At 37.7% G+C, this 21,649-nt stretch carries 13 protein-coding genes and 3 pseudogenes; 9 read left to right on the top strand and 7 right to left on the bottom strand.

The genetic code is table 11. The features are described 5' to 3' along the window. Positions 1–104 precede the first annotated feature (104 nt). The 3 genes from IG80_RS0110335 to IG80_RS16305 all read right to left on the bottom strand — a co-directional run bounded on the left by IG80_RS0110335 (position 105) and on the right by IG80_RS16305 (position 3,616). Positions 105–509, bottom strand: a complete 405-nt coding sequence (locus IG80_RS0110335) for a transposase (RefSeq protein ID WP_269517191.1) — start codon at positions 507–509, stop codon at positions 105–107. A 219-nt stretch (positions 510–728) separates the two neighbouring features. Then, positions 729–3,191: a GTPase family protein gene (locus IG80_RS13540; protein ID WP_052046364.1), complete on the bottom strand. Its 2,463-nt coding sequence runs from the start codon at positions 3,189–3,191 to the stop codon at positions 729–731. Between the two features lie 179 nt (positions 3,192–3,370). Further along, positions 3,371–3,616: a hypothetical protein gene (locus IG80_RS16305; RefSeq protein ID WP_232224398.1), complete on the bottom strand. Its 246-nt coding sequence runs from the start codon at positions 3,614–3,616 to the stop codon at positions 3,371–3,373. On the opposite strand from IG80_RS16305, the gene IG80_RS0110325 reads away from it, so the two are divergent. Next, the gene (locus IG80_RS0110325; RefSeq protein ID WP_420887389.1) at positions 3,513–6,932 is read left to right on the top strand and encodes a tetratricopeptide repeat protein; all 3,420 of its coding nucleotides are present in this window, start codon (positions 3,513–3,515) and stop codon (positions 6,930–6,932) included. The genes IG80_RS16305 and IG80_RS0110325 overlap by 104 nt on opposite strands. A 39-nt stretch (positions 6,933–6,971) precedes the next feature. On the opposite strand, the gene IG80_RS0110320 is transcribed toward IG80_RS0110325, so the two are convergent. Beyond that, complete coding sequence (locus tag IG80_RS0110320) at positions 6,972–7,427, bottom strand: recombinase family protein (protein WP_052046363.1); 456 nt, start codon at positions 7,425–7,427, stop codon at positions 6,972–6,974. Between the two features lie 288 nt (positions 7,428–7,715). On the opposite strand from IG80_RS0110320, the gene IG80_RS0110315 reads away from it, so the two are divergent. Beyond that, entirely contained in the window at positions 7,716–10,004 is a 2,289-nt protein-coding gene (locus IG80_RS0110315; RefSeq protein ID WP_032113971.1) for a ComEC/Rec2 family competence protein, read from the top strand. A gap of 532 nt (positions 10,005–10,536) precedes the next feature. Here the strand turns inward: IG80_RS0110315 and IG80_RS0110310 are convergent. Then, positions 10,537–11,241, bottom strand: a complete 705-nt coding sequence (locus IG80_RS0110310) for an IS6 family transposase (RefSeq protein ID WP_032113530.1) — start codon at positions 11,239–11,241, stop codon at positions 10,537–10,539. 72 nt (positions 11,242–11,313) lie between these two features. Between IG80_RS0110310 and IG80_RS16955 the strand changes: the two are divergent. Further along, a pseudogene (locus IG80_RS16955) lies at positions 11,314–11,394 on the top strand (recombinase family protein); the annotation flags it as partial. A 518-nt stretch (positions 11,395–11,912) separates the two neighbouring features. Here IG80_RS16955 and IG80_RS13535 read toward each other — a convergent pair. Then, positions 11,913–14,384, bottom strand: a complete 2,472-nt coding sequence (locus IG80_RS13535) for a trypsin-like serine protease (RefSeq protein ID WP_052046362.1) — start codon at positions 14,382–14,384, stop codon at positions 11,913–11,915. A 721-nt stretch (positions 14,385–15,105) separates the two neighbouring features. Here IG80_RS13535 and IG80_RS0110300 point away from each other — a divergent pair. Together IG80_RS0110300 and IG80_RS12705 are read left to right on the top strand one after the other, a co-directional pair. Continuing rightward, a complete protein-coding gene (locus IG80_RS0110300; RefSeq protein WP_032113530.1) occupies positions 15,106–15,810 on the top strand; it encodes an IS6 family transposase in 705 nt (234 codons plus the stop codon). Positions 15,811–15,898: 88 nt separating this feature from the next. After that, a pseudogene (locus IG80_RS12705) lies at positions 15,899–16,417 on the top strand (recombinase family protein). Between the two features lie 494 nt (positions 16,418–16,911). Here the strand turns inward: IG80_RS12705 and IG80_RS13530 are convergent. Then, positions 16,912–17,808: an F-box/LRR-repeat protein gene (locus IG80_RS13530; RefSeq protein WP_052046361.1), complete on the bottom strand. Its 897-nt coding sequence runs from the start codon at positions 17,806–17,808 to the stop codon at positions 16,912–16,914. Positions 17,809–18,066: 258 nt separating this feature from the next. Here IG80_RS13530 and IG80_RS12700 point away from each other — a divergent pair. The 4 genes and pseudogenes from IG80_RS12700 to IG80_RS0110270 form a co-directional block, all read left to right on the top strand. Continuing rightward, positions 18,067–18,491 (top strand): annotated as a pseudogene (locus IG80_RS12700) (recombinase family protein); the annotation flags it as partial. Positions 18,492–18,840: 349 nt separating this feature from the next. Further along, positions 18,841–19,524: an IS6 family transposase gene (locus IG80_RS0110280; protein WP_075553234.1), complete on the top strand. Its 684-nt coding sequence runs from the start codon at positions 18,841–18,843 to the stop codon at positions 19,522–19,524. An 18-nt stretch (positions 19,525–19,542) separates the two neighbouring features. Continuing rightward, positions 19,543–19,746: a hypothetical protein gene (locus tag IG80_RS0110275; RefSeq protein WP_032113970.1), complete on the top strand. Its 204-nt coding sequence runs from the start codon at positions 19,543–19,545 to the stop codon at positions 19,744–19,746. 479 nt (positions 19,747–20,225) lie between these two features. Then, a complete protein-coding gene (locus IG80_RS0110270) occupies positions 20,226–21,308 on the top strand; it encodes a hypothetical protein (RefSeq protein WP_032113969.1) in 1,083 nt (360 codons plus the stop codon). Positions 21,309–21,649 lie beyond the last annotated feature (341 nt).

Raw genomic sequence — 21,649 nt, 5'->3', positions numbered from 1 at the left:
TTCTCATCTGACCTGGTCCAGCATTCGGGGCAGGATCAATGTAATCTTATTTTTGCTGCTACATTGTCCAATCATTGGGGGCCAGCGGGTCTGATGCTACCGTCTTAAATGTCAAGTAATTTTGGATTCCAAGGTTGTAAAGTCTTAAGCATAGCATTGAGAATCGTTAAGAGTTTGCGCATGCAGGCTGTAAGCGCAACCTTGGCAGCTTTGCCCTGTTTTCTTAACCGTTCATAAAAATGGCGGATCAATGGATTAAAGCTAATAAAAACCAGAATCGGCATATAAAGAGCTTTGCGAATGCTCGACCTTCCTCTCTTTATAATCGCTTTTCCTCGTAACTGACCACTCTCACAAGCATAAGGGGCAAGACCAGAGGCAATTTGCTTGCGATTAAGGGACCCTAATTCTGGCAGATAACATAACAAAGAGGCAATAGTTTTATGAGCAATACCAGGGACTGTTTCTAAGTATTCCTTTTTATGACGAAAACTCTCATCGGTTTGAATAGGCCTTGTTGCGCAAATGGCATGTCTTAGTATATCCTTAAATTTTTAGGTAATAGATAAAAATTCTCTATATTTGGTTCTAAATGCAATGCTGTCAGTGAGAATCAGCTCTCTTTAGTAAGATTAGCAGCAAGTTAAACCTTAATTGTTGTAATTTGGTTCAACTTAGCTGCTAATCTATCTAACGAACGAGGTCTTTTCTATTTAACTGTAAGCAAGCTATAGACCAGGAAAGACCTTAACAAAAGGAAGTCCGTGTTGATATTGACCCCAGTAATAATTTCGATAGTCTGTTATAATAGAAACAATATCTAAAGCCACCTGTGTAACCTGTGGCTGTTGACCTGTTGTGTTTAACGTTGTTGGCTTAATACCACTCGCTGCTTGTGTAAAAGCGTGATAACCTTTGGATACTAACCAACGATCCTTTAGAGGATGCCAGTAGTCAGTTGGTTTTTCGCTACGTTCAATGAAAGTTTCTGCGCCTGTAATCACTACTCCATGATGGTTTCTTCCATGAGTGCCACCTTTACCGGGGGCACCACCAGCTCCATCAGTGCCATTCACCCCATCAGTGGCGACATGAGGTCCCCAATGGGTTCCATCAATTTTTACAGTTCCTTTTTCCCCTTTTAGGCCTTTTTTCCCTCCTTTACCTCCACCGCCGCCGGCCGTCGCAGGTGTGCCCGAAGCTTCATAGTAATGTATAACCCCTTTTATGTGCTTATGTTCATGTCGAGCAATGTCATCATTATTAATCCAGGCTCTTATCTCAGGCCGATTCCGGTATTTTTCCTCAATTCCTCCGACATATTGATCAAAGTAATTTTCGGTTCTAGTGATATGACCTGCGTTTCCGTCCACGCCATTGGTTCCATTACCACCGCTACCACCTTTTTGGCCATTGCCTCCATTACCACCATTGGTGCTAATCTGCAAGTTATCAAAGTTTTCAAAGTTACCAGTGCCTCCTTTTGCATAAAAGTTACCGCCAGGTCCACCATGTTCTCCAGGAGAACCGTCTGAACCTTTACGACCACTTTGGGTGGCAGTTCCGGATTTGCCGTTGGAAGCGGATTTTGTATAACTTTTTCCATTGCTTCCACTTAGTTTTATGTATCTATTTCCATCAACCTTCATAGCAGGGGCAATCATGCTAACGGACACACCAGGTAAAGTTAAATTTTGATCAACGAAAATAGTATTTAAAGACCAGGCATTAACCTCACCTACAGATCCATGAGTAGCGCGTAAATTATTTACAGAAAATTCTATATCACTCGTTCCTATTAAAAAGCCTTTAAGATGAACAGCATTATTGTGATAATTTGAAGTAGGTGGTTGGCTTAGTTCTTTAATTTTTTTGCGAGCAGCTTTAAGAGCCTGGGCCCAATCAGAAATTTGATAGGTAACTCTGGGATGAATATCATGCAAAAATTTAAGTTGGCGAATACTGTTTTTCATTTCATCAAATTCTTGATGTCTCCCTAAAATTCTTTCTAGATCACTTACAAAAGTATCAGGCGCTGTGGCAGGAATAGAAGTTAACCCCTTAATGTTTCTTTCTATAGCTGTCAAGTTTTGTCTTAAAGTAGCAACCGAACCATTATGGTGATTAATCTTTCTCTCGCAGAATTCAGTAAAGACTTTACTTACTTTTACCTCTACTTCTTCTTTAACCTTTTCATTTAGTTTTTGAGCTAAACTAGCAATTACACTCTTTGTTGCGTTGTCCACAGTTCTATGGATAGTTAAATTATTAATAAATTGAGCCGTATTGATGCTGAGTAATATTCCCGTTTGATGGTTTGTACTTATTTTTCCATTTTGTGTAGGATAAGGAAAAACTGCCACTTGGTTGGGATTTGTAGCAAGATGATTGAGGAGCAGTTTAGATCTGTTTGTAAGGCATTTTTCTGTGGCTACTAGCCAGTTTAGACGGTTACCAGGATCTATTCTATCTTGTTTTGTTATAATTAATGAAAGGCTGCTTATCAGACGACTATCAGGGAGTTTTTCTGTAATATCATTGAGCAAATTTAAGAATTCCATACCGCGATTGTCTAGCGATGATTCTGAGACCACAAGTAAAATTTTAAGGGGAGTTTGGGTTTTTTCAAACAAGTGATGAATGGCAAAAGCATTACGAATTTCACTTTCCTCTTTCCTGGGGTCGCCAAACCCTGGGCAATCCCAGTAAACAAGATTATTTGTTTGATCGTACCATGCTCCTGGAAAGTTAGTACCTACTCTTGGCGTGTGGCTAATGGTTAGCCCATTTAAACGTTTTGTAGGTGCTAGTTGACGTCCCACACCAGAAACACTATTTTCTGCAATAATACGGTTACCAGCCAAGTAATGCAGTAGTGTACTTTTTCCGCTACCGCTTGGGCCAATCACAATAACTTGCCCCTTTGCATTCTGGTGCTGGTTAGCAATTGCTTGAATTCTTGTTTCGGTAAGATTAATATCCCTTTGAAGTCGGTCTAAATCGATAGGTTGTACCCTGTGATGGGTATGCGGTGGGTTCATCATAGCAGGCTGCTGAGTTCCATGTGCAGTGAAGCCTGAAGTACACGCTATTAAAAAAAGCGTTGTGCTTAATAATAAGCTTTTATTTGCAGAAATGTTTTGTAGGTTTTTTTCTTTCTTAGACAATCTATTTTGGCTTAGATTTTTCATTTAATTATCTCCTAATACGAACATATCATTAACCTTAATAGTGCCAGCTCAATCACAAAGGCACTATTAAGGCCGGTGTATATGAAAATTTGGATATATTCTGTACAGAAAATAACTGTAATCACTTGTTCTACGTAAAATATACGTAGGCTATTGCGCAATTTCAGAATTTAGCATAGTTATAACTTAGGTGTTGCTTGAGAAAAAAGTTTTAAGCAGTTATAAAGCATGAAAACTTCCCTAAATAAAAAAAAATTCTCAGAAGAGATTAATTCTGAGTTTCTAGAAAAAATAAATGGGATAAATTTTACTCCTAGAGAAATAGATATCATCGCCTGCCTTGTCCATGGCAGAACAGCTAAAGCGATTGCTGCTTTCTTATCAATTGCATCAAGGACAGCTGAAACCCACATACGCAACATCATGCGGAAATTGGAATGCAACTCTCAAGAAAGCATAAGAAATTTCATAGAAAAATCTGATAAGTTCTTAGTTATAAGAAATCATTACTTAAACATGATAATTCAATCCGAATTTGAACAGAGACTGGAAGAAGTTTTAAAGCTCTCAACTAAAAAATTACCGCTTCGTTGCATAATTCTTTACAAAAATGAACAAGAAGACAGGGTCCCTCTTGTTTACCAACTTCAAAAAAATTTAGGGCTTGCCGGGATTGAGGTATCAATTGAAGCTATAGGAGCTTGCAAATCTATTCCTCCTTTTAAATACAATCAAGAAGCTAAACAAGCTGACTGTATTATATATTTCCTAGATGAACCCTTCCTCATACAGCTACAGGAAAATGAAGAAAAAGCGCAATTAGAGATATCTAACTTTATTCAAGAGCAAGATCCCAACACAAACAATGTTCTTTTTCTTTTAAATACAACAGAAGATAGCACCCTTATCCCTCAGCAAATACAAGAGATTGAATACATAAATTTTGGAGACTATGAAAGCTACCATTTTCTAATATTCGAAATTTTAAAAAAGCTATTACCCAATGATGGCCTAGAAAAAATAATTACTAAATTCAAGCACTACTATCATCAGCACTCTCTTTCATTTGAAAAAATATCTTCTCCAATAGAATTAGAACAAAGTAAATTAGAACAACAAAAAAATGCGAATTATCTCCCTCAAAATACTTTAAGAAAAGGGAAAAAATGGATAACTTTAGGAGGGATTTCTTGCCTTAGTGCTGCTGGTTTTTGGCTTTTATCATTTTACCACAATCAGTCTGACAAAATTGCTTCCTCCCATAAAGATTCAGAAATAAAATTGATTCGATCAGATTTGCCTATCCCAACTGAACCACTTTTCGTGCAACGGCCCGTGCTAATAAAACAGATTGAGGAACGGTTTAAAGGCCCTGAAAATATTCAAACAATTGCCTTGGTTGGAAATGGTGGCGCTGGAAAGACTACACTTTCCCGGCAATATGCCCAGCATCAGAAATCATCTGTTGTTTGGGAAATTAACGCGGAAACAAAGGAAAGCCTTATGCATTCCTTTGAAAATCTAGCCTATGCCCTTTCTCAGACAGACGAACATCAAAAAATATTGAGAAATATTCAAGGCATACAACATGAGCAAGAAAAAGAAGACAAAATTCTCTTATTTGTAAAGGAAAGATTAAAATCCAATTCAAATTGGCTTTTAATCTATGATAATGTTGAACTTTTTACGGATATTCAAAAGTATTTTCCACAAGATTTTAGAACTTGGGGAAAGGGGAAAATTATCCTGACAACAAGAAATAGTAACCTTCAAAACAACAGTCAGGTAAACCATCTCATACAAGTTGGAGAGTTAAACCGGGACCAACAATTAGACCTTTTTCTCAAGATTATGGGTAACGGAAATATCGATGTATTCACGCCCACTCAAAAAGAAAGCGCAAGAAAGTTTTTAGAGGAGATCCCTTCTTTTCCTTTAGATGTTTCTGTTGCAGCTTATTATTTAAAAGCAACAAACGTTTCTTACGAAAAATATCTAGAAAATATGTCTAAGTATAATAAAGATTTTGCAGATCTACAGGAAAATCTTTTAAAAGAAGCTGGATGTTATACTAAAACGCGGTATGGAATTATCACTATATCCCTACAACGCTTAATGGATACGCACAAAGATTTCGGTGACCTTTTATTGTTTATAAGCCTTCTTGATTCTCAAAAAATCCCAAAAGAACTATTAAATACATATAAAAATGGTGAAGTTGTAGATAACTTTATTTACAATTCAAAAAAGTTTTCTTTTACTATGAATGAGGCCAATCCTAAAGAGGCTAACCTTTCTATCCATCGGAGCACTCAAGAAGTAATTTTACTTTACCTCATAGCGACTTTAAATTTTGAAAAGCGCAAAACTATCGTTCGCTTAATTACTAATTCTTTAGACACTTATTTTGCCAAGCTTATTGAAAAAGAAAACTATTTAAAAATAACGATCTTAAGAAATCACGTAGAAAGATTGTTAACCTATACTAATTTGCTAGAAGAGGGAGATAGAATCTCTATAAGCAGCAATTTAGCAAAAATTTATTTTTACTTAGGCAATTATACAAGAGCTAAATATTTATTTGAAAAGGTTCTGACAAAGCTTAAAAACAATCACGCAGGAAATCATATTAAAATTGCTGAAGCTTTAGGGTATATAGGGAATGTTTATCGAGCTTTAGCTAATGATCAGCAAGCAAAGATCTTTCTTGAACAAAGCCTTTTAATTTACAAACAATGCCTTCCTAGGAACCACCCTCAAATAGCTCAAATTTTAGGGTATTTAGGAAATACGCATAGACGTTTAGGAGATTATAATAAGGCCCAAAGCCTCCTTGAGGAAAGTCTTTTAACCTGTAAACAATGCCTTCCTAGCAACCACCTTCAAATAGCTTGGACTTTAAGGTATCTTGGCAATTTATATAGACGTTTAGGAAATTATGAAAAAGCCAAAAATCTCCTTGAGCAAAGCCTTACTATTTATAAAGAAAATTTCGGGGAAAACCACGTTAGAATTGCATGGACACAAACTTATCTTGGAGATGTCTATAGAAATCTAGGAAATTATGAAAAAGCCAAAAATCTCCTTGAGCAAAGCCTTACTATTTACAAAGAAAATTTCGGGGAGAATCACGCTAGAGTGGCATGGGCGCAAACTTATCTTGGAGATGTCTATAGAAATCTAGGAAATTATGAAAAAGCCAAAAATCTCCTTGAGCAAAGCCTTACTATTTACAAAGAAAATTTCGGGGAGAATCACGCTAGAGTTGCTTGGACACAGACTTATCTTGGAGATGTTCATCGGAATCTAGGAAATTATGAAAAAGCCAAAAATCTCCTTGAGCAAAGCCTTACTATTTATAAAGGAAATTTCGGGGAGAATCACGCTAGAGTGGTATGGGCGCAAACTTATCTTGGAAATATCCATAGAAATTTAAGAAATTATAAGAAAGCTCAAGACTTATTGGAGCAAAGTCTTCTAATTTATCAAAAGTACTACGACAACAATTATATTAAACTCTCAGAAGTTTTGAGAGATTTAGGACATGTTCATGCTGCTAAAGGTGGTATTGAAATTGCCCAAACTTTAATAAAGGAAGCTTGGAGCAAATTTGAGCAAATCAAGCATCCTGAAAGCTACACATGCTTAGAAATATTAGGGGAATTATACTTAAAAGAATCTCTAAAAGAAGAAAATAAACAAAAATCTTTGGCGCTTAAAAGACAAGCGACCGACTATTAATTAATTCTACCAGAGCAGTCACGAAAACGGCCGTTTTTTCTATTTATTATTTGAAGAATCTAATTGACCGTTCAAGAGTGATGTATTTTCTTTTTGAAATTTAACTCTGTCTAAATAGTCGTATAAAGTTGTCCGTGGAATTTGAAATGTCCGGCACACAGAAGCTTTGGATTGTCCCGTTTTTAAATTATTTAAAATAGCTTGAAGTTTTTCATCATTAATCTTTTTAGGGCGACCACCTTTTCGATCTCTCGCCTCAGCTGATTTTAACCCACCCATAATCCTCTCTCGAATAAGAGAACGTTCATATTGCGCTAAGGCGCCAAAAATATGAAAAAATAATTCCCCTTGCGGCGTTGTTGTATCAAAATTTTCAGTTAAGCTTTTAAATGAGATGCGACGTTCTTTTAGATTATTGACAATTTCTAAGAGGTGATGGAGAGACCTTCCTAATCGATCTAGCTGCCAAACAACTAGACAACAAATAAACGACATTGTTTTTCGGACAATTTTAAGTCAATTTTGATGGTTAAGAATAGAGAAGGGGAGAAGTATAGGAAAAACAAGTGTTTGGCGACATGGGCAAGAGGAGGATGCTTATCATCGTAAGGACAGCTCTGCTTGCAAGCCTAAGTAAGATTGTGGCTATATAGCGATTTGTTTGTGGTAAAAACGAGATCCATTAACGAGAAAGTAACTATTATGAGCTAACCTAGGTAGGCAAAGTAGGATCAAGGTGATCTACTAACATCTACGTCTGTTATTATTTCGGAGCATACGTCCATGCGCCCATATGCAATTCTCCTATTTTCCTTAATAATAAGTTTTGGTGCCTTCTGTTCAGATAACTCTCAAGTAACGACTAAAATTCATAACGTTGGCCAAGGTAATATGGCCAGTTTTGCTTTTGATAATGGCTCTGAACCTAAGGAATATATGATTATTGATGGGGGGACAACCGAGCTACCAAAAGACTCTGATAAATATGTGAAAAATGAGAAAATAGGAAAAAAAGCTAAACCTTTAAGCGTTAAATTAAGAATAACCACGCAGAAACAATATGATGAAACAAGATATGATAGCTTCATTACCAATATAAGAATAAATATTTTTGGGAGATCGAAAAATACGGAAAGAATCAAAACTATAATTATTAGCCATCCAGACGAAGATCATTATAATAAGATTCCAGAATTATTTTCCAATGATGAATTAGAAAACATCGTTTTAGGAGGGTTACTTTATCAATATGATCTAACCTTTATAGAGTGGATTCTGCACCAACGTAGAAATAATAATAAATTAAAAGTCTTTTGCCCTGCCGTATCCTTTGCTCCTCTGACTAATGCTCAAATACAATCTCATTATGTTAAAGCATTATTAGCTTCAAAAGGTTGGCTAAAGGAAGATGATAGGGTTGTCATCCAAGAGCTTCAAAAATTAAATTTATACACGAAAGAGATAGTCGAGAGCCTGTCGCAACTTAATGCCTATCAACCACATGTCCATTCTGACCCTGATTCAGATACACCCCAACTTATCACAATGGAGGGAGTGCCAGTTGATGCCAGGGAGTTGTTGGAAGCTGTTCGGTTTAAAGATAATAAATGCAAAGTTCATTTCCTTGCGATTAACCCTACCCACATTACTATTGGGGATCAGCACGTTCGCCGTTTTATAGGAGATACCAATGAATCTACAAACAGCGACAGTTTAGTTATAAAGGTTCAATGTAATGAGAAGGGGAATGAGGGGCCTTCTATTATGTTAACTGGTGATGCTGATGGTTTTACGACCACAAAGATTTTACAAAATTATCGCCAGATAAAAAATAGCTCCAATACCTATAGATTTATAAAGAGCGAGGTATTGTTGGCTGCACATCATGGAAGTATAACCGAGGAAACAAATAACAAAACTTGGTTAAAGACCGTAGCTCCATCTTTTATACTTATCAGCCATGGAAGTAGATATGGCCATCCCACAGCAGAGGCTTATGATCTATTTAAAGAGATTATCTTCAAACCAAGCAAGGAAGATCAAGTACAAAATCCACATAACCTCTTGATAAACAAGGCTAATGGCGTTCAAAGCAAGTATCAAATTCAGCAAGAAAACGATAATATCTTTTCCACTTCTACAAGTGGTTTAATTACAGTGACTCTTTCTAGCAATAGTCTAAAGGTTTGGACACAAAAAGATGGAGAAATTATTTTTGTTAATCAAAGGGATATATTGAAGAATAATAACAACGTAAAAAATACCTTCCAGAATTCAGTTATTATGCCGCCAACCCAAAAACCGCTTATGCGTCGGAGGGATGAAAATAACGATAGCACTGAGTTTGAAAATATTTTTAAGAAGAAAAAGTCAGATTTAGAAAAAAATCAGCAGTTTATAAAAGATAAAACAAACAACGTGCCCACTTTTGTATATGATAACACTGAAATAAAGAGCAGAAACATCTTTGACAATTTTTCTTCATTTGCTCCTCAGAACCAACATAATTCTTATAATCTGCTGAATAATAATGAAAGCTTTAAGGCGGACTTTTCTCAGCAAAAGAAATATCCGCTTAAGAAAAAGATACCAAAAAACCAACCAAGAGAAACTACCATTAACAATCGCCTTTTTTCTGATAGTAATTCTAATAATTTAGAGAGTACGGAACGTAATCTTCAAGGATATCATCCTAATCAGTACAATAGGATTGGAGACCAAAACGCCATAAATATCATACCAAAGACTGATGGAGTAGTTCTGTCAGGTGGGGAATATTCTAAAATGGATAAAAGAGCCCTTGATGAGGCTTTAGTAAGTGCTCGCAAGGAATATGCGAATAAGCAAGATCAATTCAGTTGGCAGAGAATATGTGAGATAATCCCAGGGCTTATTGAGCAGAATAATTCCGCAATTGTAAGATACGAAAATTTAATAAATAAAGGGACATACACCAGCAATCAAAGCGACCCCCATCAATACTCAAGATATATAACCCAATCCCACGAGAGAATAAAGCAACTAACAAATATGCTGACCGAGTACAAATGCGGAACAGGGGGAGTAAAATAATTAATAAACGATCTCATCAAGTTGTTGAGTGACAACGCGAAAAAGACAAGATTGCTTTCTTTAGCGCTAGCTTGAAAGATTGTTCCTCGCCATTTTCGCCTTGAAATGTAATTGTATATCTAGGAAAAAAGATGTTGGCCATTTGGTCAAGGTTTCTTAGATAGACATTTGCTAACAGCTTTAGTCGCGTCCCTAATATAATAACTGACTCATTATTAAACTTAGCTACGTTAGGATTATAGGAACCATCTGCTTCGTCTTCACCATCACTGTCATCTTTTATACTAATGCGTGTTCGGGAAGACGCATTAGGGTATTTTCTTCCTGAAAAATCTCCCCAGCTTTTTACAACTTCCTCTAAAGACGGAGCCTCGTTTTCAAGAGGTGAGCCTTCCTTAGGTGAGCTTGTTGTAGTGAGTGATATTTCCTTGGACGTTCCTGCTGTCCTTTTAAGGCACTTTCTAAAGGGTTCCGTTGCAAATTTGGAAATAGGCTGAGCTAGGGCTTTAGAATGTAATATTGTGGACGCAATTTAGGCGTAAACGCCAAAGAGCCGATTAAAGAAGTGAATTTGATTTTGATAGCTTTTCGTTAAATAGATTGTTTGCTCTTTGATCATCATGGCCATGGCCTCAATGCCTTTGAGAGTTCGATTAGCTGTCTTAAATGATTGGAATCCTAACATAGGGCGGATACGTCGTTTAATGCGTCGATGATCTTGTTCAAGGATGTTGTTAAGATATTTTATCTGCCTATGATTGAGGTCTTTGTCTAAAATACCCTCATTCTTTAGCTCTTCAATGGCTTTAGTATAGGAAGCATGCTTATCTGTTGTAATTGAGGAAGGCATATATTTGCACTGCTTCAATACTTTCTTAACGAATCGCTTAGCAGCTGCCAAATCACGGGTATGGGCTAACATGAAATCGACAGTACGTCCATATTTGTCAACAGCCCGATATAAATATTTCCATTTTCCTTTAACTTTAATATAGGTCTCATCGACTCTGAGTGACCATACCCAAGGCCTGGCATACCAGCGTATCCTCTTCTCAAATTCAGGAGCATAATGCTGAATCCAACGGTAAATGGTTGTGTGATCAACCTCTACTCCTCGTTCGCTAATCATTTCCGCCAACTGGCGGTAACTAATAGGGTATCTCAAATACCAGCGCAAATATTGTAAGATAATTTCGGGAAGGAAATGACGATATCTAAATTCTTTGGGTTTCAAGATGCGTTTCTTTCACGGACTAAGTTTCCCTTAAATTAGCAACTCTTCTCAAATTTGCAACAGAACCGATCCATCCTGCCTGAAGATTATGCCAGTGGTAAGCTGGATGATCGTCCTGGATTATCAGCTTGTCTGAAAGCGCTTTGGGCAGGAGATAAAGACGCTCTGGACTTGTCGATTCATTTATCTGTGGTGGGATTCTACAGCTATTTCTGGTAAGATAAAATGGTTCAGTTAATCTAGCAACGAGTTGTAAAGAAGCTGAAAAAAGATGGCGACGCCTGGATGGCAAAAATCAGTTGCCAAAAGTCATCTCAGGTGTCAAATTCAACAACGGTTATGAAGTCATTCCCAATGATACCAAACAGGCCGCTTGAATGTCTCGTCACCAACTTTTGTGAATAACTCAGGATTATGTCCGGAGTTTGCCTAATAGAAGCCGTATGAATGGAGAGGGTCACGTACGGTTTTGCGAGAAGCTGGTAGAGAAGTTCCACCGGTTTACTCTACCAGTATAAATTGGACCAAATTTGCCGCCCCCTTTACGAAGAGTTTCATAGCTCACTTCTATCGCTCAATAAGCGAGAATTTCCCCTATATCGCGTAAGCTTAAGCCAAAGCGATGATATAAGAAAACAGCATATGTTACTCATCACAGTGCTGCTTGGATCCACTTACTCTTCATGATGTAATCCAACTCGCCCTTTTGCATACATCAAATCAAGGTTCACTTGAGCAGTGATGTTGCCTTTCTCGGCAGCCTTCTTGAACCATTTTACCGCTTGTTGATCCGCTTGCTCTCCTGGGGGTAATCCAGCCCGCCCTTCTGCATACATCAATCCAAGGTTCAATAGAGCAGAGGCATTGCCTTTCTCAGCAGCCTCCTTGTACCACTTCATAGCTTCTTGATCTGCTTGTTCTCCTGGGGGTAATCCAGCCCGCCCTTCTGCATACATCAATCCAATATCAAACAGAGCAGTGATGTCGCCTTTCTCAGCAGCCTTCTTGAACCATTCTACCGCTTGTTGATCCACTTGCTCTCCTTGAGGTAATCCAGCCCGCCCTTCTGTACACATCAATCCAAGGTTCAATAGAGCAGAGGCATCCCCTTTCTCAGCAGCTCTCTTATACCACTTCATAGCTTCTTGATCTGCTTGTTCTCCTGGGGGTAATCCAGCCCGCCCTTCTGCATACATCCATCCAATATCAAACAGAGCAGTGATGTTGCCTTTCTCAGCAGCCTTCTTGAACCATTTTACCGCTTGTTGATCTGCTTGCTCTCCTTGAGGTAATCCAGTCCGCCCTTCTGCATACATCAATCCAAGGTTCAATAGAGCCTCAGGAAATCCTTTCTCAGCAGCCCTCATATACCACTTCATAGCTTGTTGATACGCTTGCTCTCCTGGGGGTAATCCAGCCCGCCCTTCTGCATACATCAATCCAAGATTAAATAGAGCAGAGACATCCCCTTTCTCAGCAGCTTTCTTCAAGCATTCTACTAATTGAATGGAAGTTTTTAAGGGGTTTCTTTCATCTATTTCTTTCTCTTTTCCTTTTTCTTGGCTATTGATATTGGTTCGCAAGCGGGTATCAGGATTATGGGTTTCTAGGAATTGAAGGTCTAGTATCGGTTTTCCAAGAGCTTGTGCTTTATCACGATATCGTTTTGCTTTTTCCAAGTTTGGGTATTTACCGTCAGGAGAATAAAGTCGGTAAAGCTCATAAATAGCCTTGATATTGTCTTGTTTTGCTGACTCTTCAAGAAAATGCAAACCAGAGACAATATCTAGAGGAACTCCCAAACCGTTAAGATAAAACTTTCCAATATGACACATACTTTCAGCACAGTTTTGGGGATTTTCTATCTGCATATAAAGATTAAATGCTTCCAGATAGTTTTTTTGGATTCCTTTTTCTTTGCGGTAACAGTCAGCCAATGATAACAGCATAAGGTCTGGAGCTTTATCACCAGCTTTACTGACGGCATTATAAAAACAGGTAAAAGCTTTTTGATATTTTTGGTTTTGAAAATAGGTATTTCCTTTATTCCACCAATCATCAGCAGTACTCAGTTCCTTCATCTTAACAAGCTTTGGTTCTAAAATACGGTACTCAACAGCTTCCCTTAAGTGATAGGTTTTTATCCAGTTTACAATACGAGAAAACTTCTGCTGTGTGAAGCGGACACCTTTATTTTTGCCGCTTAGGCTACCATCAGTATGAATCCCAATGGTAAAGATGCTCGTTTGATTGATCGAACTGGGCCATTGACGCCAGATGGCTCCGCCGCTTTGACCAAAAGATGTGGGAATGTCATATTCAATTCTTTCAGGCCCAAACCATTGAGCTTTTGCTCGACTTTCTTTTTCCCACATTTGGGTGGAATAATAATCTTTGCTGCCTTTTTCGCCGGGATAACCGGTTACAGTAACACTCCAGTGATCAAAGTAGATATCGGGTGCGTAAAGTAACCCTGACCACCCCGTTTTATTCCCTATGGCTTGCTCTAAAATGACCATTCCAAAATCATAATCATCCTTTTGTCGAGAATTAGTTGTCCATTCTTTAGGGCAAAGGAGAGTGCCTCCTTTCACATAGCCAAAGGGAAAGTTTTTCCCCTGTCTTCCTGGGCTAAACCAAACTTCATTAACCCATTGCTTTTTATTAAGGTTATAAAGATTATGACCTGCCGTTAACACATGGTTAGGCCCTACCAAAATGCCAGAACCAACCGTTATTTCTCCAGTTCCAAGTCGCATCATTAAATGACCATGCACACAGTGAGGCCACTGCGAGGGGGTTTTTACTTGATCTCGATTATCTGATGGGGATGAGCTACTTTGTTTGCTTAGCTCTGGTTCCTCTGTCGTAACTTTTGCCACTAATCCATCTTGAACCACATAAGGAGTAGAAGGGAGCTCCTCTTGTTGTCCATTATCTTTGGGTAAAGAAGCTTGTTGTGGTTGGTAGCAAAAGGTATATTTAAGTCTTGAAGTGCCTGTTACAAACGGTTCTAGTTTCTCAATATACTCAGGCCCTTGTCCCTGGTGTAAATCATGAATTTCTGAACCGTCCATAGCTTGCAGAGAAGATATCTCTACCAGCCATGAGTAAAAACCTAGTATGATAAATTGAAGATAGGTCATTATGGTTACCTCCAAGTTCGTTGAATATTAACGAGTTTTTGATCAAAAAGATCAGCTGTTTGTTATTGGGGATCATGACCCTCATAAAATTTAATTGGAGAGGGGTTTTTCAACCGTTATTGCTAAATCGATTTCCTGATCGATTAAAAATTTGACCGCTAATAATTTTTGTCCAAGAAGCTTTGCATAATTGCCCAGGCTATTGCTGGTCATCAGTATACTAATAATGGTCCTTGCATTTAAAAATCTGCATTTTCAACCAATGTGGTTTTTAAAGGCATACTTACCGTTCTTAAAAAAACCACGTAAAAATTATTAAGAGAGAATTGACTCCAGTAAGTTTTTCACAATGCTACCTGCCACAAGAAGTAAAGGATAATTTACCCTCCTCTTCTTCGACAGATCACCCACATAAAATGAAGTACTTTGGGCTTCAGATATATTATTTTTTAATTAATAAATTTTTACTACGATAAATTTTTTGGAAGTTTTACAATGTGGAGACCATCCCAAAGCTGGGGGTCATGGCACAAATGCCTAAATTTGCAAGTTTTAATTTCCTCACAATAAACTGATAGATGCGCTTAAAAATCATCTAAGTTATCAATAGCCTATCCTTATTTTCCCCATTTTGCAGATCACCCCCCAGGTTTGGGAGGTTCTGTTGCAAATTTGAGAAGAGTTGCTAATTTAAGGGAAACTTAGTCCGTGAAAGAAACGCATCTTGAAACCCAAAGAATTTAGATATCGTCATTTCCTTCCCGAAATTATCTTACAATATTTGCGCTGGTATTTGAGATACCCTATTAGTTACCGCCAGTTGGCGGAAATGATTAGCGAACGAGGAGTAGAGGTTGATCACACAACCATTTACCGTTGGATTCAGCATTATGCTCCTGAATTTGAGAAGAGGATACGCTGGTATGCCAGGCCTTGGGTATGGTCACTCAGAGTCGATGAGACCTATATTAAAGTTAAAGGAAAATGGAAATATTTATATCGGGCTGTTGACAAATATGGACGTACTGTCGATTTCATGTTAGCCCATACCCGTGATTTGGCAGCTGCTAAGCGATTCGTTAAGAAAGTATTGAAGCAGTGCAAATATATGCCTTCCTCAATTACAACAGATAAGCATGCTTCCTATACTAAAGCCATTGAAGAGCTAAAGAATGAGGGTATTTTAGACAAAGACCTCAATCATAGGCAGATAAAATATCTTAACAACATCCTTGAACAAGATCATCGACGCATTAAACGACGTATCCGCCCTATGTTAGGATTCCAATCATTTAAGACAGCTAATCGAACTCTCAAAGGCATTGAGGCCATGGCCATGATGATCAAAGAGCAAACAATCTATTTAACGAAAAGCTATCAAAATCAAATTCACTTCTTTAATCGGCTCTTTGGCGTTTACGCCTAAATTGCGTCCACAATATTACATTCTAAAGCCCTAGCTCAGCCTATTTCCAAATTTGCAACGGAACCGTTTTTCGCTACTTTATCAACTTATTTCAAATTTGCAACGGAACCCTTTGAGGGAAGGGGGGTGCACAAAAATTTATGAAGATCAATTAAGTGGTCTTCGCTCTGACCGGCCTGGATTACAGCAAGCTCTTGAGCAGCTGCGGGAAGGCGATACGTTTGTGGTTTGGAAACTTGATCGTTTAGGACGTAGCGTTAAAGGACTCATTGATTTTGTCACTCAATTAGAGATCAGAAAAATTCATTTCAAAAGTTTGACAGACCATATTGATACCAGCACCCCTATGGGACGTTTCTTTTTTCATGTGATGGCAAGCCTTGCGCAAATGGAACGTGAATTGATTGTTGAGCGAACTCGCGCCGGACTTATGGCAGCTAAACAAAGAGGAAGAGTAGGGGGGCGGAAAAGGCAAATGACGCCAAGTAAAATTGAATCGGCGAGGAATCTCTTAGCCAATGGCATCCCTCCTTAAGAAGTTGGCAGTAATTTGGGTGTTTCTATTCCTACTCTTTATCGATGGGTTCCTGCTAGCAAAAGCATTTAAATATATGACGATGCCTTTTTAATAGAGAGGGGACACGAGAAAAATTAGTTTGTCATTTTGGAGGCAAACCAATTGATCTCGACTCTTTTACTTCAAAAATAAAAATCATGCTACCCTAAACAGAAATATATTCTTTTCAAGAAGTCATCTTCACAAAAAACCTAAATACAATGACCCACATCTGCGGTCTTTTCTTAAGAGATGTTGATATATCTGTCTCAGAAAAAGTTATCCAATCTTACATTTCTGAGAACTTTGAGCACCCAGAAGGAATTTTATGCAATATGGAACAAATTTTATTAAAATTAAAAGACCACTAAAGAGGATTTAAGTCTTGAGCTCTTTGCCTATTTGTTTGGCCAATCCTATTTAAAAAAGTTCGATAGTGTAACGGAAAGCGAACTCCCTTATTCGCCCTTTCCTTTTCACTTAATGCAAGCTGTTTCCTTGTTTAAGAGTCCTATTTTCTTCTAATTTTGCAAATTTAGCTAACATCATTCATCCATTATTAGATTTAATGTAGGTTTTTTTATATTTTTTAAATAATTTTTAACGTTAGCAGAAAATGGTATCTCGCTTAGGGCTAAAACGGTTAGGGAGATGAGTTTATCAGAGGTAGCCAGTACTAGAGACCGAGCCCCTTCTTCCTTGATATTAAAGTTACTTGCTAAGTTTAAAGAGGTTAAGTTAAAAAGGCTATTTCCTGTTGCAAGAATTTTAGCTTCTTCTGTGCTTATTGGAAGGTTATGCTCTAAATTTAATGAGGTTAAGTTTGTTAAATTCCCATTGGCTAAAGCCATCACGCTTTTCTTGCCAATGATGTTATAACCTAAATCTAATTCTGTCAAATTTATGAGACGAGTGCTAGTAGCAAGAGCTGTAGCCCCACCGACACTCATGCTTGCATCCCGTAAACTTAACGATGTTAGAGCAGTGAATTCAAACCTTGCGATATCTTTTCCCAATTCGTCACCTATACTGCCGCACCCTATCAAATTTAACTCCTTAATTCTAGGGTGTACTATCTCAGGGATATTGACAGGCTCTGAAAATCTGTATGTTTGTGTTAAACTAAGAAATGGGAAAATGCTTTCGTTGAAAATTTTATAATCTTCCTTCTGGAATTTTCTGGATACATAAAGAATACTATCTTTTTCCAGGTCTTTGATACCTTCTCTCCAGAGGCGACAAACTCCAGCTACACGCATGCAATCGCTTAGCTCATCAATATAATAAAAAATTTTGTGTAATATTTCATTCGGAACAGTAGAAATAGTTGGAGCTATTTGCACTTCATCCATATCCATTTCCATGGCGCTTGTGAAATTGCTTTGTAAGAAAGCAAAAAAAGACAAAATTAGAGGCAGAGTTTTTATTTTATTTCTATACATAGAGGAGTAACCACTTCTTTATTAAAATTATTTTATTTTCCATCTTTATTATTAACCTAAATTTGTAGCACTTTTTATTCTAGTTAGCCTCCATTAATATTTGACAATTTTTATCTTGCAATACGGATCGGTCCATATATTGTAAGTCCGGCTAATGCTATAAAGAGCTTAAGAAGGAAATAACTTTCTTCTTGGCAGAGAAGAAAGTTATGGGGGTGAAAGGCCATCCATATATGGGCTTATAAGATCGCGTTGCTACAATTAGGAAGGGATTTACGTCACCTGATTAATATTATTCATGAGCTTCAGGTACATAACGTTAGCTTCAAGGTATTGATAGGGCAGGGGGCTCAAATTGATACGACTACACCCCATGGTAAAATTGTATTTGGGATGTTTGCTGCTTTGTCAGAGTTTGAAAGAGAGCTTATTGTTGAAAGAACTCAAGCAGGATTAGCAGCGGCTAGAGCCAGAGGCAGAAAAGGGGGAAGAAAGCATAAGATGACGTTAGCCAAACTGCGTCTTGCCCAAGCCGCAATGGGCAAACCAGAAACCAAGGTCGCCGACTTATGTGAAGAATTGGATATTACCCGCCAGATCCTTTACCGCCTGTAGGCCCTCAAGGAGAGTTACGCCCCGACGGCCAAAAGTTGTTGAAGCAGATGAGAGTGCACGGTTTTTAAATGAGAGTGCACGGTTTTTAAAATGGTATAACTATCTACAGTCGTTTTATTGAAGCCAACTTTTGGGGTTACTGCAATTGTCTTCTAGAAATGATAGTGAGAGGAGTAAAGGTGTGCCTCAAGAAAAATTGTTTTTTTGAGACACTTGCAGGTAGATGAAGAGAGCTAATGTATTAAATTATGAATTTTTGTCACGAGAGAAATATTACTTAATCTCTTCCCTTAATAATCTCATTTAAAAACATAAAAAACACCTCAACTGAATCACTTTGATCGGAAGCGTCAAGTTAACGTAGGCAAGAAATCTCTATAGTGATAGAAATGGGAAAAAGGCTTAAAGAGTTAGAACATGACATTATCAATTGCTCCCCGTCGTCATCGATTTCCTGTTTCTATTATTAGTCAAGCTGTGTGGATTTATCATCGGTTTAATAACAGCTATCGAGATATTGAAGAACAGATGGCTTACCGTGGGTTTCAAGTCTCTTATGAAACGATTCGTTCTTGGAGTATTAAATTTTCAAGCCAGTTCAGAAACGTTATTAAAAAGCGAGAGAGAAAACCTTCGGATAAGTGGCACCTTGACGAAATGACAGTGAAGGTCAATGGAGAGATATTTATCTTGTGGCGTGCCGTGGATTGTGAGGGATATGAACTGGATGTCTTTCTTCAGAAACGTCGGAATAAGAAAGCGGCAATTCGGTTTTTAAGCCGGTTATTAGACAGTTATCCTACCCCTAGAGTCATTGTCACAGATAAATTGAAAAGCTACAAAAAACCAATACAAGCTATGTGTCGAGGAACTCAACACCGATCCCATAAAGGATTAAACAATCGAGCTGAAAATGCTCATTTACCTACACGCCGTAAAGAAAAATGTTTGATTAAGTTTAAATCCCCTCAGAGTGTGCAGAGAACATTAGCCATTATGGGAAAAGTTCGTAATCTTTTTGCCATAGGGGTGGGGCGATATTTGAAAAAAGCATCTGAGAGAAAGTGTGCTTTTAGAGCGGTTCTGTACTGTTTGGTCTGAGGCGGCTCAAGAGCTCATTTGCGTCTAATAGGTCTAATTAAACATATCTTTACTATCTCTACAAAAGTTAACTTGACGGCGCCGGCCGCCTATATTGAACACAAGAAACAATTTTATGCTGAAAAGAAGAAAAAACGTCAGGCATGGCAGCAAAAAATGAGGGAAAAAAAAGAAGCTAAAGAAGAAGGTGAACACCCTCCCCTCTCAAATGAGAAAAATTGATTCAGCCTTGCTTATGCCCTGTTGTTTCCCTACCTACGATTAACATGGTCTATCTCAATAAAAATCAAAGTATTTTCAACATATACGCAAAAACCTAGCACGGTAAGTGTTATACTAACCCTTCTCTTCCATCAGGATGGGTAGAGGACTTTCGCCTCCAAGCTTCTATTCATGCCAGGCACACTCGGATAAGCAGCTCCCATTACTTAGAGCGACTCTCCATGGCGAGCTGATTTTATTTAAATCAGGACTGGTATCAAGAACTTAAAGATGTTAAAGTTAAAAGAAATAATAAGAATAATATATTCTTTTCAGCATTGTAGCATATAGAATATCCTATGAGATTTTAATCTAGTACGCTACAATCTTCCTATTTTGATGGATAAAAATGCTGAATTTTTTGATAGTTTTGATTCTGCCTTTTTGAGGCAGGCAGATTGGTATAAGTTGGCCAGTCAATTCATTTTAAGAGTTTTGTTATGAAAAAATTTCTTCTGCTTACTACTGTATTATTGATTGCCGAGGTATCAACTCCTGTCTATTCATCGGACTTTGATAAAGAGCAAATACCAAGTAAGCCTTCCATCCTTACACCTTCTATCTCTTTACGAGATACTAGATCCGTAAAAGAAAAAATTAAGATGTTTGAAGAATTCAGTAATGACTCAAGTACCAAAATTCTGCCCTTAGGTAACCTTGGCCATACACAAGAGGAACAAAGAAAAATCACCTCCACAGGTCATGTCAGTAAAATAAAAAGATTTTTTCAGCGCAATAAATCTAGAGAGCAATTACCAATAATTTCTCAGGAACCTAAGAAACTTTCCAGTACAAGCTCCTCTATAATCATCTCTTCAACTTCTCCTAAGTCTCCCCGTAATCTATACAATAGATTGCTAAAAAATAATATAAATATGTCCAAATCTTTAGAAGAATTGCCTAAAGAAGAAGGGCTAAAGAGCAAAAAGAGAGAGAAAGGCAGTCGCTCTAAAACCTCGCAGAATTTTGAGTTAAGCTCTCCAAGTGTTAATATAACATTAACCAAACAGCATACACTTAATCCAGAAAATATTGAGAAGGATTGGGAAGATAGAATAAAATACTTTAATATGGTTAAAAAAACAATAGAAGAACATAAAAAGACCGGTACAATTAAGCAAGCTGATGAAAAATATGTTTACGTTCTTAAAGGGGATTTAGATGAACTTGAAACAATGTATGTTAAAGGGATGAGTTACCTCCAAGGCAAACATTCTTTGAGGAAACAAGACCCTATGATGGTGGCAAGCCATATTCAAAATATGGGAAATTTGTTAACAACAATAGGTTTAGAGATCTACTGGGTGACTGGGACTGGAAGCTTAACGATTCATCAGCTTGCATTGTTTGAGACCAAATTAAATGATGCCAAGAAGAAACAAGAAATTATGAAGTCAGGAGGGGACGAACAAGACTCTCTTTCTAAAATTTGCATTACCCATCCAAGTCCTAATAGACGACGAGCTCATACGGATCAAGGAAATATTGGTTCTATGGCGTCTGTAAAAAAGAGTATAAGTTGATGACAATTAAACACATTTTATACTCTCATAAGCCTAATTAAACCACGATCTATAGGGGGCATTCTAGGGGCTTTGTTAGGCAGGGTAAAAGTCCAGTCTTTAACGCGGACATAATTATAGGACGATGCCCATGCACCACTGCTTGCCCAGAGCGTACCTTTCTGCATAAGTGTTTTTAAAAATACGTCTAAAAAATTATTTCTGCACCAGAGCCAGTTTACCGCTTGTTAAGTCTTGTCATTCTGGCTTATTTTAAGCCTTTTTTAAAGTGGGCGGGTCCATTCCATTACACTAGGCCAGAATAGAGAAATTTCAAGATTTTCCCCAGAAAACCCTGCTCT

Source organism: Candidatus Paracaedibacter symbiosus, assembly GCF_000757605.1.
Taxonomy (GTDB): domain Bacteria; phylum Pseudomonadota; class Alphaproteobacteria; order Paracaedibacterales; family Paracaedibacteraceae; genus Paracaedibacter_A; species Paracaedibacter_A symbiosus.
Note: the sequence above shows the minus strand (reverse complement) of the source record. Positions and strands in the feature narration are given on the sequence as shown.